The 14,107-nt window shown below is 58.6% G+C and carries 9 protein-coding genes; 6 read left to right on the forward strand and 3 right to left on the reverse strand.

Annotated elements, in window-relative coordinates; all coding sequences use genetic code 11:
- Positions 1–51: 51 nt before the first annotated feature.
- Positions 52–1,665: an IS1182 family transposase gene (locus CFI10_RS17375; RefSeq protein WP_242530015.1), complete on the forward strand. Its 1,614-nt coding sequence runs from the start codon at positions 52–54 to the stop codon at positions 1,663–1,665.
- A gap of 19 nt (positions 1,666–1,684) precedes the next feature.
- Here the strand turns inward: CFI10_RS17375 and CFI10_RS17380 are convergent, their stop codons facing one another.
- Positions 1,685–2,938 (reverse strand): MFS transporter, encoded by a 1,254-nt coding sequence (locus CFI10_RS17380; RefSeq protein WP_206836990.1) that lies wholly within the window; start codon positions 2,936–2,938, stop codon positions 1,685–1,687.
- A 96-nt stretch (positions 2,939–3,034) separates the two neighbouring features.
- Between CFI10_RS17380 and CFI10_RS17385 the strand changes: the two genes are divergently transcribed.
- The 3 genes from CFI10_RS17385 to serA all read left to right on the forward strand — a co-directional run bounded on the left by CFI10_RS17385 (position 3,035) and on the right by serA (position 5,683).
- Positions 3,035–3,913 (forward strand): LysR family transcriptional regulator, encoded by an 879-nt coding sequence (locus CFI10_RS17385; RefSeq protein WP_206836993.1) that lies wholly within the window; start codon positions 3,035–3,037, stop codon positions 3,911–3,913.
- A gap of 75 nt (positions 3,914–3,988) precedes the next feature.
- On the forward strand, positions 3,989–4,270 hold the full coding sequence (ppnP, locus tag CFI10_RS17390; RefSeq protein ID WP_206836995.1) for a pyrimidine/purine nucleoside phosphorylase: 282 nt from the start codon (positions 3,989–3,991) through the stop codon (positions 4,268–4,270).
- A 180-nt stretch (positions 4,271–4,450) separates the two neighbouring features.
- Entirely contained in the window at positions 4,451–5,683 is a 1,233-nt protein-coding gene (serA, locus tag CFI10_RS17395; RefSeq protein WP_206836999.1) for a phosphoglycerate dehydrogenase, read from the forward strand.
- A gap of 84 nt (positions 5,684–5,767) precedes the next feature.
- On the opposite strand, the gene ltrA is transcribed toward serA, so the two are convergent.
- Complete coding sequence (gene ltrA, locus CFI10_RS17400) at positions 5,768–7,174, reverse strand: group II intron reverse transcriptase/maturase (RefSeq protein ID WP_242530041.1); 1,407 nt, start codon at positions 7,172–7,174, stop codon at positions 5,768–5,770.
- A 629-nt stretch (positions 7,175–7,803) separates the two neighbouring features.
- Between ltrA and CFI10_RS17405 the strand changes: the two genes are divergently transcribed.
- Both CFI10_RS17405 and CFI10_RS17410 read left to right on the forward strand, forming a co-directional pair.
- Positions 7,804–11,046: a mechanosensitive ion channel domain-containing protein gene (locus CFI10_RS17405; protein WP_206837002.1), complete on the forward strand. Its 3,243-nt coding sequence runs from the start codon at positions 7,804–7,806 to the stop codon at positions 11,044–11,046.
- A gap of 334 nt (positions 11,047–11,380) precedes the next feature.
- On the forward strand, positions 11,381–13,558 hold the full coding sequence (locus tag CFI10_RS17410) for a malate synthase G (RefSeq protein ID WP_206842263.1): 2,178 nt from the start codon (positions 11,381–11,383) through the stop codon (positions 13,556–13,558).
- An 83-nt stretch (positions 13,559–13,641) separates the two neighbouring features.
- Here the strand turns inward: CFI10_RS17410 and CFI10_RS17415 are convergent, their stop codons facing one another.
- Positions 13,642–14,100 (reverse strand): c-type cytochrome, encoded by a 459-nt coding sequence (locus CFI10_RS17415; protein ID WP_206837005.1) that lies wholly within the window; start codon positions 14,098–14,100, stop codon positions 13,642–13,644.
- Positions 14,101–14,107 lie beyond the last annotated feature (7 nt).

Raw genomic sequence — 14,107 nt, forward strand, 5'->3', positions numbered from 1 at the left:
CTTAAAATAAACCTTTTATCTGCCCGAGAGCTTACCGTGTCGACAGCATGTATGCCCACACCTGATGACAGGCAGTTCGCGCTTTTTCAGGCATTGCCTGCCTCGCCTCCTCCGCCCTCCCGTGTTACGACTGCATCGTCAGGACGGCGCTTCATACAAGGTGATGCCAAGGCGATTTTCCTGGGCATGACACCGCTTGAAGATCATCTACGGCTGTCAGGAATTAGCGCCCCTTTTGTAGTGGCCGACCTGTTGGATGACCAGGATTGGAAGCCCTTTGAGAATCGTTATGCAGCCACGGGGCGCGCCCCCTATGCGCCACGCGCGATGATGGGGTTGATTCTCTACGGGATCATGAACGGGGCTTCGTCGTTGCGCTCGCTGGAGCGGCTGGCTCGTGTAGACCTGGGGGCTATGTGGGTGACCGGAGGTATTGCCCCCGATCATGCCAACATCGGACGCTTTATCTGCCTGCATGAACAATCACTTTCAGAGGCGTTTTTCGAAGCGCTGACCCGCACCATTCTGGCCAGAATCGGAGCTTCGACCACATGCCTGGCAGGTGATGGGACAGTGATCGAAGCAGCCTGTTCTCACTACCGCCTGCTTAAAGACGAGGCGGTACGTGCTCGAGTCAGTAAAGCCCTGAAAGACCATCAACAGGCCTCTCCTGAGCAGCAGGATGAAACGCAGCAGCAGTTGGAGAAAGTGCAGGCCTGTGAAAAGGTTCTTGACGCGCGGATCGCGGCACGACGGCGCCACGGCAAGCGTGTCGATACGGTGCGCGTTAGTCCCACCGAACCAGAGGCCGCTGTACAGCGTCAGAAGCGAGGGCGCGGCTTTGCACCGGCTTATACGCCCTCCGTTCTGGCTAATGAGGTACGTATTATCGTGGCGCATGCCATAGATCCCACGAGTGAGACACGCGTGGTCGGAGAACTGCTGGATCAGAGTGAGCGCGTGGTTCCAGAGACTCAGCGCGAACTGCTACTGGATGCTGGCTATTTTGATGATGGCGTCATTGCGGCAACACTGGCGCGTGATGTCAGCCTGTTGTGCCCGCCCAAACCCAGCACCACAGACAAAGTGGGTGGCCTTTATCATAAAAGCCAGTTCGCCTACGATGCAGATCAGGACGTCTACCTATGTCCGGCAGGACAGCGGCTTCGGTGTATCAGTCATGCACGTGCATCGGCACGCACGCGTGAACAGTTCGTCTATGCGTGTGATCAATGCGCGGCCTGCCCACAACGCACGGCGTGTACCCGCTCTGCCCAAGGACGCCGAATCAAGCGTTACCCGGAAGATGAGGTCCGTCTGGCCCTGCAGCAGGTCATGACACATCCGGGTGCCCAAAACGTCTTTCGACAGCGCAAGGCCATGGTCGAGCCGGTATTTTCCGCACTACGTCAGCAGCAGGGTCTGACACGCTTCCGACGCCGAGGACTGGCGGGTGTCAAGCGCGAGTTTGCCCTGCATGTTCTGGCCTATAATGTGGCTCGCGCCGTCTCGCTAAGCCTTTATTGTCTTATCTGGGTTTACAGGTGGACATGTCTGAGGGACGTTTGCCTGGCTTGGAAAATGCTTTCGGCCGCACGGGTGCTCAATAGCGAAGCGTACCAGCCCGCGACATCGCCGAACACCTGCTGCCTAATGCCGCGCTAAGCGATTTGCGACACCCTCTTTAGGGAGGGGTAGTTGACTTCGTCTGCTCCGGCTGGACATCTAACGCAATCTTAGCAGAATCACGCCCCGTCTCGACCGCCGACTTAAGTGCTCGCAACCGTATACTGAGCCCGAAGGTCAGCAACAGGATCAGCCATGAGCCCAGAATAACCCCTGGCCAGCCGAGCCACTCCCAGAACGGGTTCAGGTAAAAGCCACCGGCACTTGCGCCGCTGTAGTAAAACAGCAGATAGAGAGAAGAAGCACTGGCACGGGCACGTTGTGCATTCTGACTCACCCAGCTGCTGGCACTGGAGTGAGCAAAGAAAAAACCGAAACTATTGACCAGCAACCCCAGCACGATCATCAACAAGGAGTCGACCAGTGTCAGCAACGACCCCAGCATCAGGATCAGGGTACCCGCTGCCATACAGACCGGCTGCGACCAGCGCTGCCCAGCCCTGCCCGATATGGAAGAGCCGAACGTGCCGCTCAGGTAAGTCAGAAACAACATGCCCAGAAGGCTTGCCGGCAGGTTATAAGGCGCATCGGCCAGTACAAAGGTGATATAGCTGTACTGATTCACGAAGATGAAGAAGTTGAAGCCGCCAATCAGGTACGCCAGCAACAGCAGTGGGTTACGCAGATGCCCGCCCAGATCAGCCGCCATCTGGCGTGGCCGCAGCGGGCGCGGCTCAAAATGTTGCGACGGTGGCAGCAACAGGGCAAACAGCAGCAGACAGATGATGCTCAGCAGTGTCATGACCAGAAATGCTTCAGACCAGCCCAGCCAGTCACCCACAAAGCCACCTATCAGGCGGCCGCTAATCCCGCCAAGACTGTTGCCACCGATATAGAGCCCGACTGCCAGCAACATCGCCTTGCGGCTGAACTCATCCCCCATCCAGGCGATGGCGATGGCGGGCAGACCCGCCAACAGAACACCCTGCACAGCGCGCAGCACCAGCATGCCGGTGTAGTCATCAGTGAACGACAGCAGCAACGTCACCAACGTGGCGCCACTCATCGTCAGCAGCATGATCCAGCGTCGCCCCAGAGCATCCGATAACGGCCCCCAGAGCAGCAGCGACAGCCCCAGTGTCAAAGTGGTGACGGTAAAGGTCCAGCCCGCCTCCAGTGGCGAGACTTCAAATGCCTGCGCCAGCATCGGCAGCAGCGGCTGAGTCACATAGACATTGGCAAAAATCATGAACGACCCCAGACAGAGTGCCAGTGTGGCACGCCAGAACAGGGGGTTGCCGGACTCGATCATCGAGCACTCCAGATGGTGAAAACTGGTGCCACCCTAGCAGTCGGGATATGATCAATAAAATATATAGTTATTATCCACTGCATAAGAATTGCTTATATGGACGTCCGCAGTCTGCGTTATTTTGTGGCCGTGGCTGAACTGGGCGGCTTCAGTGCCGCTGCCGAGCAGCTGCATATCGCTCAACCCGCCGTCAGCATGGCGATTCGCAAGCTGGAGCAGTCGCTGCAGCTGCAGCTGTTTCACCGTCATGAGCGCCGCATCAGTCTCACCGATGAAGGTCAGGTGCTGTTGCGCCACGCCCACGCCATTCTGCAGGCGGTACGGGATGCCGAGCGTGAAATGCACGAGCTGCATGCACTGGAGCGCGGGGAGGTACGCGTTGGCATTCCCAGTATGCTGGGCTCCTATTACTTCCCGCCCATTCTGATGGCCTTTCGCCATCGTTACCCGCAACTACGGCTGGAAGTGGTCGAGGCCGGAACACGGCAGTTGCAGAGGATGATTCACCGGGGTGAAATCGATATGGGCGTGATCGTGGCGGATACGCCGCCGGATGATCTGGAAACTCACAGTTTTCTGCAGGCCCAGATGATGGCCATCATGCCAACGGATCATCCCCTGGCCGGATGTGACAGCATCAGCTACGACGCCTTCTTCGCCGAGGAGCTGGTGCTGTTCAAGGAGGGCTATTTTCACCGTGAGGTGATCGACCGACTCAGCGCCGAGGCCGGCGTCACGCCCGGTATCGGTTTTGAAACCAATCTGATTCCGCTGATCAAGCAGATCGTCAGCCACGGCTTTGGCATCACCACCCTGCTGGAGATGGTGGTAGCCGACGACCCACAGCTTGTCGCCCTGCCGTTTGAGCAGCCGGTCTGGCTCGACCTTTCACTGGCCTGGCGCAAGGGCCATCTGCTGTCACGCGCCAATCGCACCTTCGTCGATTTCGTACTGGAGCAGGCCAGCAGGAGCTGATGACAGCCGCTGCCGTCAGGATTATCATGCTGTCCCATTATCCCGGCCTCATGGCCTCTGTTTTAAGGAGAGCACATGCTCAGCACCAACAGCTACTTCGACGGCAAGGTCGTCTCCATCGCGTTTGAAACCCCTGAAGGCCCCGCCACATCCGGCGTCATGGCCACCGGCGAATACACTTTCGGTACCAGCCAGAACGAGCGCATGATCGTCACCGCCGGCGAACTGATCGTGCGTCTGCCGGGCAGCGAAGAGTGGACCTCGTTCCCGGCCGGAACCGAGTTCAACATCACTGCCGGCGACTCCTTCGACCTGCAGGTCAAAACCCCCACCGCGTACCTCTGCTATTACAGCTGAGCGAGCCGGAGCCGGCCTGCCCGGCTCCCTGCTGCATTTTCATTCAAGCACGGCTGAATATTTTTCCCGCTCGCAACGCTCTGTCTCGGCACACAAGCGGGTCAGGTTTGTGCTAGAATCCCCGCTTTAATTTTCCTGGCTGGACGAGTTTCCGCCCAGCTGCAGCATGAGTCACAGACGATGAGCAAAACTACTTCTCTGGATAAGAGCAAGATCCGGATTCTGTTGCTGGAAGGCGTGCACCAGTCCGCGATCGACACGCTGAACGCGCAGGGCTACACCAACATCGAATTCCACACCGGATCACTGCCCGAAGAAGAGCTGATCGAAAAGGTGCGCGATGCTCACTTCATCGGCATCCGCTCCCGCACCCAGCTGACCCGCAAGGTGTTCGAAGCGGCGGAGAAGCTGGTTGCCGTGGGCTGCTTCTGCATCGGTACCAACCAGGTCGACCTGCAGGCAGCCACTGAAGGCGGTATTGCCGTATTCAACGCGCCCTACTCCAACACCCGCTCCGTTGCCGAGCTGGTGCTGGCCGAGGCGATCATTCTGCTGCGCGGCGTGGCCGAGAAGAACGCCAAGGCTCATCGTGGCGAATGGCAGAAAAGCGCGAAGAACTCCTACGAAATCCGTGGCAAGAAGCTGGGTATTGTCGGCTATGGCAGCATCGGCTCTCAGCTGAGTGTACTGGCCGAAGGCCTGGGCATGGATGTCTATTTCTATGATGTCGTCACCAAGCTGCCGCTGGGCAACGCCAAACAGGTCAGCTCAATGCCTGCGCTGCTGGGCATGTGTGACATCGTCACCCTGCACGTACCTGAGCTGCCGTCGACCAAGAACATGATGGGCGCCACCCAGTTTGACCAGATCAAACAGGATGCGATCTTCATCAACGCCGCACGTGGAACCGTGGTCGATATCGACGCCCTGTGTGAAGCGCTCAAATCCGGCAAACTGCTGGGGGCCGCCATCGATGTATTCCCGGTTGAGCCACGTACCAACAATGACGAGTTCATCAGCCCGCTGCGTGAGTTCGACAATGTGATCCTGACCCCGCACGTGGGTGGTTCCACCATGGAAGCGCAGGAAAACATCGGTTATGAAGTGGCCGAAAAGCTGATCAAGTACAGCGACAACGGCTCTTCCATCACCTCCGTCAACTTCCCGGAAGTGGCGCTGCCGGAACACCCGAACAAGCACCGCCTGCTGCACGTACACGAGAACATCCCTGGCGTTTTGAGCCAGATCAACACGGTGTTCTCCGAAAACGGCATCAACATCTCCGGCCAGTATCTGCAGACAAACGACAAGGTCGGCTACGTGGTGATCGATGTGGATGCCGACTACTCCAAGCTGGCACTGGAAAAACTGCAGCAGGTCAACGGTACCATTCGCTGCCGCCGCCTGTTCTGATTCCCTTCCCAGTATCGAGTAGGAGGAGGTCTTGCGACCTCCGTCCTCTCACACCACCGTACGTGCGGTTCCGCATACGGCGGTTCATGATACACATTTAAGCTGGTGATATTGATCCATTAGCGATACCAGTCCGATTCGATCAAACACTTTCTTCGGCAGCGCCTGATTCAAGTGCGAGGCGCATGAGTTCCACCAAGGACCACGCCCATTGGTGGCACTGCGCCAAGCCCTGCCTTCAGATAGCCCCAGTCGCATCAGCATCTTGGCCCGGGTGAACGGCCGTTTCCATTGACGCCAGAGGATTTTGCGCAGATGCCGGCGAATCCAGCCATCCAGCGCCTCGAAGCTCCCTTTCACATCGCTATAACGGAAGTAGTTGATCCAGCCCCGCAGTTTCGGGGTCAGTATCTCGACCGTCCGATAGATCCTCTGTCCTCGACCTCTGCGAAGCACCCCCTTGATCGTGGCTCTGAGCCGTTTCAGAGACTTGTCTGCCACTTTGAGCCGGATATTCCGCTTGCGGTTATCCACGCTATAGCCCAGAAAACTCCTGTTCCAGGGTCGATCGACCGCGCTCTTGCCCCGGTTGACGCGAAGTTTGAGTCGTTGCTCAAGATAGTCGGTCAATGATGCAAGCACACGCTCTCCCGCCTTCCGGCTTTTCACGTAGATGTTGCAGTCGTCCGCGTACCGGCAGAACCGGTGGCCCCGCCGTTCCAGCTCTCGATCCAGATCCGTCAACAGGATATTGGACAGCAGCGGCGAGAGAGGGCCGCCTTGTGGCGTGCCTTCCTGCCGTACCGTCACCACACCTCCCTCCATGATCCCGGCCTGTAAATAGGCACGGATCAGTTTCAGGACACGTGTATCCGTGATCCCGCGCGCCAACCGCGACATCAAGATGTCGTGGTTGACCCGGTCAAAGAACGCTTCCAGATCGATATCGACCACCCAGCGACGCCCCTCTTCCATGTAGGACCGAGCCTGCAATACCGCCTGAGCAGCACTGCGTCCCGGTCGGAAGCCGTAGCTGTGATCAGAGAACGTGGATTCAAAGCGTGGACTAAGCACTTGATGCAATGCCTGTTGGATCAGGCGATCCAGAACACTGGGAATACCCAGCATACGGATGCCTCCCCCGGGCTTGGGGATTTCAACCTTGCGCACCGGCTGGGGTGTGTACCACCCCTCCAACAGTTGCTGTTTGATCTCAGGCCAATGGGTTTTCAGGTAAGGCTTGAGCGCCTCGACTGTCATCCCATCCACCCCGGGCGCGCCTTTATTGCGACGAACCCGATCGTAGGCCAGCAGCATGTTGCTGCGAGCCAGTACCGCTGACATCAGATCCCTGTCAGCTTCGCTCGGCAGTGATCCTGCACCCGCTGTAACCGGCAACACCTCGCACGGGACCGCAGCCGGGTTCTGCCCGGACACCTCCTCGGCAAGCAATGACGTCTCAGCCATCCGTTCAGTGTTGTTCAGGGTCATCAAGGGGCAGGGCTCCCGATTCGTCTATCATGTTCAGCCCTTCAGTGACCGGTAAGTCACCTACTATGGCGTCTGCTGAATTCTGCAGTCCCATCCAGCCGCCTCACGACAGCCGTAGCCAGAGGCAGGACAGCAGACCTCCCAGGGTAAGACACGTGACCTTCACACTTATACCTGCCGCATATACGACCGCTGCTCCGTGCAAGTACCGGGCTTTGGAGATATGCGACTCCTCACCCACAGCTGCCGCCTCGTATGCGATTTCTGTTCGTCAGGTCAGTGCTTTGCCTTCGGCTTCCTTCAGATTCCACCTCGCGATGGACACCCTTGCCGTTCGGCTAGTGGTTCCCCTTGCCGGGCCCACAGAGGACTTGCACCTCCAAGTCATCCGACCGCCACCACGCGCATCGGAACAGCGCCCGTCACGGCGCTACGCGCCATGCCTGGCGCACGCACTTCTGAAAGGCAGGCCTCAGGCCTGCCTTTTGCGTTTGGGCCGCGACCAGCTGCGGTCAGCTTCCCAGCCACACCAAACCATGTCACAGTCAGCTAAAATTCACTGAGTCGCGCTAGAATGCTCGAAAGGGCATTGTGCCTTTCTGTTCCTATACCCTGTGCGGACCTCCTGGATGATCCGATCAAGACTGCTGACGCTGATAGTGTTTCTTCTGCTGGGGCTAACCACCTCTCTTTCGGCGGCAACACCAGAGCTGGTAACGCAGCTGGAAAGACAGATTGAGCAGCTCAGCCCGGATGACAGCAGCCAATCCCCGTTGCGCGATCTGTATCAACGCACCCTCACCGCCATCAAGGACCAGCAGCAGTATCAGCAGCGTGCCGAGTCCCTGCAGCAGCAGCTGGAACGTCAACCCGCCGCACTGGAAGAGCAGCAGCGCCAACTGGAACGCCCCCTGACACCGATCGACATGCAGTCATTGCAGGCTCTCGATACCGCCAGTCTTGAGCAGCGACTGACTCTCAAGCGCGCTGCCCTGCTGCAGCTGGAGCAGCGCCGTGACCAACTGTTGCAGCAGACCGAGCTCAATGAGCAGAAGTTGGTGTCCCTGCGTGAGCAGCTGGCAGACCTGAAACAGACAACACCTCGCACTCCCGACCTTCCCGGTGACAGCGACCGCCAGCTGACCGATGCGCGTCTGCAGTTGAGAAATGCACTGCAGGAACGTCACAACAGCCAGATACAGGCGCTGGAGCTGGAGCTGCTGGCACTGCCGGGTGAAAGCGAACGCGCCCGGCTGGAGCTGCGTCATTTGCAGCAGCAACTGACCGCCGAGAGCGAACAGCTGACGCAGATGCAGCAGCTGCTGGAACAGAAACGACAGGATGAACTGCAAAGCACCCTGAGCAACCTGATTCAGGCGGGTGCCGAAGCCACACAGCCCGGGCCGATACGGGAGTTGATCGAGCGCAATCGCGAACTGACCGAGCAGCTTGGGCAACTCAACGAGCGCAGTGCCGCCGCTACCCGCAGCCGCAATGCGCTGGAGCAGGAGTTGAACCTGGTCAGCCAAAGCCTCAAGACCGTCCAGCAACAGCTGGAGCTGGACAGCTACAGCGCCAGTTATGAGCTGCGCCGTTTCACCCAGTCGCTGTCACGGCCGGTCGACACGCTGTCCACACGGCAGATGCTGAATTCGTTACGCCTTGGCAGCCTCGACTTCAATCGCTTGCGGGCACAACAGGATGCACAGACCAACACCGAGCACGCTTCCCTGTCCGCTGCACAGCAGCAACAGCTGGCACAGCTGCAGGCCAGTCAGGAAAATCTGCTCAGCCGGATACAGGAGCGTCGACAGCAGCTGATCGGCGAGCTGTCACAGCTTCTTACCGTCCAGGAGCAGCTCAATGACCGTATTTCACAGGCCCGAGGCCTGATTGCACGCCAGCTGCTGTGGCTGCCGGTGGTCACACCCATATCCGCCTCCTGGCCGGGGCAGGTTGTCTCCGGCTTCAGTCTGCTGTCCCAGCAGCTCAAGTCCATGTTGCAAACCTCGGTATGGAATGACACTCCGCAGCTGGGGTTGAGCGTGATCATGTTCGTCATGAGCCTGCTGCTGGCATTCTGGCTGCAGCGCTATCAGCGCCAGCATCGCGCCCGCTGGGTACGCGAGCTGGGCAACGTAGTGCATGACCGTTTTGCCCGCACCTTGCGTCTGTGTCTGCTCGCCCCTCTGATTGCAGCCCCCTTGCCGCTGCTGTTGATTCTGTTGCGCGAGCACAGCCTCAATCCAGTCCACCCCGATCACTTTGCACTGCAGCAGCTGATGCTGTTCTGGGCAACCAGCTTGCTGCTGTATGGCACCGTACTGCAGTGGCTACGCGTACCCGACGGTCTCTTTTGTGGTCATTTTACAACCCCCGAAGCGCTTGCCAAACGCCTGAAACGTCAGCTGCATCTGCTGTTCTGGCTTGGCACCCCGTTACTGAGCCTGTGGCTGCTGATCGACAGCTACAATTCACCCGAGTTGCAGACAGGGCTGGGCCGATTGATATTCCTGCTGCTGACACTGACGCTTGTCCTGTTCTGGCGAGGTATCTGGCGCGTGAGCCATGAGTTGAACCAGATGACACTCGGCCGTCGCTGGTGGCAAAACGCTCAGCTCTGGATCACGCTGCTGGTTCTGTTCAACATCGCCATGTTCCTGCTGGGTGTCTGGGGTTATATCCTCACCGCCCTGTTCTTCATGCTGATTCTGCTGGTGGTGATTCTGCAGGTACTGGGTGCCTTTCTGGTGTTCAAGCTGGGGTTGCGCTGGCTGCTGATCGCCGAACGCCGTCTGGCGTTCAGCCGCGCCCGCGCTCGCAGAGCAGAGCTGGTGGCCGCACGGGAAAACAGCGAAGACAACTCTACGCCGCTGAAGGAAAACTATCTCGATCTGCAGACCATCTCCGATCAGTCTCGGATACTGCTGAAAAGCCTTACCCTGCTGCTGCTGGGCATCATGCTGTGGCTGACACTGGGCGATTTCCTGCCAACACTACAGGTACTGGAAAGTGTCCAGCTATGGAGCAGCCTCTCTCAGCAGGGGGCGGAACAGATACTTACCCATGTAACGCTGCGTGATCTTATCCTGGGGTTGCTGGTGCTATGGATCAGCATTATGGCCGCCCAGAACCTGCCAGGGCTGCTGGAACTGCTGGCCCTGCGCCATCTCGACCTGACACCCGGTACCAGCTACGCCATCACCACCCTGCTGAAATACACCCTGATTCTGGTTGGGGTGCTGGTTGCCATCAGTCAGTTCGGGCTGGAATGGGGCAAACTGCAATGGCTGATTGCAGCCCTGGGGGTAGGCCTGGGCTTTGGCCTGCAAGAGATTGTGGCCAATTTCGTCTCGGGCCTGATCATCCTGTTTGAAAAGCCGGTCCGGATCGGTGATACCGTCACCCTCGGAAATGTCACGGGCACGGTGTCACGCATCCAGATCCGCGCCACCACCATTACAGACTGGGACCGCAAGGAGGTGATCATCCCCAACAAGACGTTCATCACCAATCAGCTGATCAACTGGTCGCTCAGCGATGCCATAACACGGGTCGTGATCACGGTGGGTATCGCCTACGGCAGCGACGCCGAGCTGGCTGAACGTCTGCTGCTGGATGTCGCGCGCGCCAACCCGCGCGTGCTGGACGATCCCGAACCCGATGCCTATTTCAGAGAGTTTGCCGACAGCAGCCTGCAGATCGATCTGCGTGTATTTGTCAGCACTATGTCCGATCGTATCCCGGTCACGGATGAAATCAACAAGGCGATCAACAAAACCTTCAATGAACACGATATCGAAATCGCTTTCCCGCAGCTGGATGTCCATCTGCACCGCGTTAAACCGGCACCGGGGCCTGATACGGCCTGAGGTGCAGCACCGTCTGACGGCACAACCGGCTCAAGGGTCGGTTGTTTTAAATTTACGACATGGGCCACCTGGTACAGTGCAGATGCACACATTACGGTGTCACAGGCCGCTACCGTGTAAAAAAACAACCAAAAATTCACGAAAAACTGTCAACAACCCGCGATCTTTCACTAAAATCCCACCATCGAGCCACTTCTTCATACTTTAGGCGCAAACGCGGGACAGGCGTGTTTTTTTGCGCTATTTTCGCAATGCACAATCCTTTGATGGACAGTTATTCCTGCTGCTGCCGGCCTGCACCGGCGCAGATGATTCAATCAATTGGGGCAAGAAGATGAGCCAACGGGTACAGGTCGGTGGCCTGCAGGTCGCCAAAGAGCTTTACGATTTCATCAACACTGAAGCACTGCCGGGCACCGGCGTCGAGGTAGAGCAGTTCTGGAGCCGCTTCGACAGCATCGTGCACGACCTCGCACCGCGTAACCGTGAGCTGCTGGCCAAACGTGACGCCCTGCAGGCACAGATCGATGCCTGGCACCGCGACAACCGCGGTGATCGCTTCAGCTTTGATGCCTACAAATCTTTCCTGCAGGAGATCGGCTACCTGCTGCCGGAAGGGGACGACTTCACCGCCACCACCGAGAACGTGGACCCGGAAATGGCTACCATGGCCGGCCCCCAGCTGGTGGTACCGGTGATGAACGCCCGCTACGCACTGAACGCGGCCAATGCCCGCTGGGGCAGTCTGTATGACGCCCTGTACGGCACCGATGCCATACCGGAAACGAATGGTGCCGAGAAGGGACAGGGCTACAACCCGGCTCGTGGCGCCAAGGTGATCGCCTTCGGTCGTGACTTCCTTGATCAGAGCGCCCCGCTCAAGGATGCATCGCACAAGGATTCGGCCGGCTACAGCATTCAGAACGGCCAGCTGTGTGTCGTGCTGCGTGATGGTGGTGAAACCGGTCTTAAGGACAGTGCCCAGCTGATCGGCTACAACGGCAGCGCCAGCAACCCGACCGCCATTCTGATCCAGCACAACGGTCTGCATTTCGAAATCCAGATCGACCGCGACAGCCAGATCGGCAAGTCCGACGCTGCCGGCGTGAAGGACATCCTGATGGAAGCGGCGCTGACCACCATCATGGACTGCGAAGATTCGGTTGCCGCCGTCGATGCCGAAGACAAGGTACTGGCCTACCGCAACTGGCTGGGCCTGATGCAGGGCACCCTGACTGAAGAGATCCAGAAAGGTGACAAAACCTTCACTCGCCGCATGAACCCGGATCGCGAGTACACCGCTGCCAACGGCGGCAGCCTGGCGTTGAAGGGCCGCAGCCTGATGTTCGTGCGCAACGTAGGCCACCTGATGACCAACCCTGCGATCATCGACCGTGACGGCAACGAGATCCCTGAAGGCATCATGGACGGCGTGGTCACTACCCTGATCTCGCTGCACGATATCAAGGGCAACGGACCGTTCCGCAACGCCACCACCGGTTCCATCTACATCGTGAAGCCGAAGATGCACGGCCCGGAAGAAGTGGCCTTCGCCGACGAGCTGTTCGGCCGTGTGGAAGACGCCCTTGGCCTGCCCCGCTTCACCATGAAGATGGGCATCATGGACGAAGAGCGCCGCACCACCGTCAACCTGAAAGAGTGTATCCGTGCCGCCAAGAAACGTGTGGTGTTCATCAACACCGGCTTCCTTGACCGCACCGGTGACGAGATCCACACCTCCATGGAAGCCGGCCCGATGATCCGCAAGGGCGAGATGAAAGGCGCCGCCTGGATCACGGCTTACGAAGACTGGAACGTCGACAACGGCCTGGCCTGTGGCCTCAGCGGCCGTGCCCAGATCGGCAAGGGCATGTGGGCGATGCCGGATCTGATGGCCAACATGCTGGAACAGAAAATCGGCCACCCGCTGGCCGGTGCCAACACCGCCTGGGTTCCGTCCCCGACGGCCGCTGCCTTGCACGCCCTGCACTATCACCAGGTGGACGTTTTTGCACGCCAGCAAGAGCTGAAGAACCGCACCCGCGCCAGCCTGGACGATATTCTGACCATTCCGGTGGCGCAGAATCCGAACTGGAGTGCCGAAGAGATTCAGCAGGAGCTGGACAACAATGCCCAAGGTATTCTGGGTTACGTGGTGCGCTGGGTTGATCAGGGTGTGGGCTGCTCAAAAGTGCCGGATATCAACGATGTGGGCCTGATGGAAGACCGTGCAACCCTGCGTATATCCAGCCAGCACATTGCCAACTGGCTACACCACGGCATTTGCACTGAAGAGCAGGTGATGGAAACCCTGCAGCGCATGGCTGCGGTGGTAGATCGTCAGAACGCCGGTGATGCCCTGTATCAGCCGATGGCGCCCAACTTCGATGACAGCATCGCGTTCCAGGCTGCCTGCGAACTGGTGCTCAAGGGTTGTGAACAGCCCAGCGGCTACACCGAGCCGGTGCTGCACCGTCGTCGTCTGGAGCTGAAGGCCAAGCAGGCCGGCTGATCCAGCTTCAATCGTGCATGCAACAAAAGCCCCGCAGGCGAGAGTCAGCGGGGCTTTTGTTTATGAATAAAGGCTATGCCTGATCAGTCCCTGAACTTGTCATGGCAGGCCTTACAGCTTTGTGCCACGCGCCCCAGCAGCGGCCTCAGTTGTTCGCGCCCCTGCCCCTGTGAAGCCGCTTCATTCAATGTCATCAGACGAACCTGCATCTCACTCATCAGGTTGTCGAAGCGCGATTTTGCTTCCCATATCTGCCATGACGCTCTTGTTTCCACGTGGCTGCTTCGACCGCTCGCCGGATCCGTGAAGCCTTCCCCCGTGAGATGACTGAGGAATACCAGCCGTTCAGAACGCTGCGCGAACTCTTCGGCATCAAACGCCACCCGTCCCTGCGCCATCGCGGCCAGCGGCCCAAGACTCCACTCCATCGCCGTGAACACACCCTGGCGGTACTCAATGGCGGCGTCCAGATCCGACTCGGCCATCACGGGTGGTATCGACACACTCAACACCACACCCAGCAAGACAGCTTTAATGTTCATTCGCTTC

It is taken from the genome of Marinobacterium iners (assembly GCF_017310015.1).
GTDB lineage: Bacteria > Pseudomonadota > Gammaproteobacteria > Pseudomonadales > Balneatricaceae > Marinobacterium > Marinobacterium iners.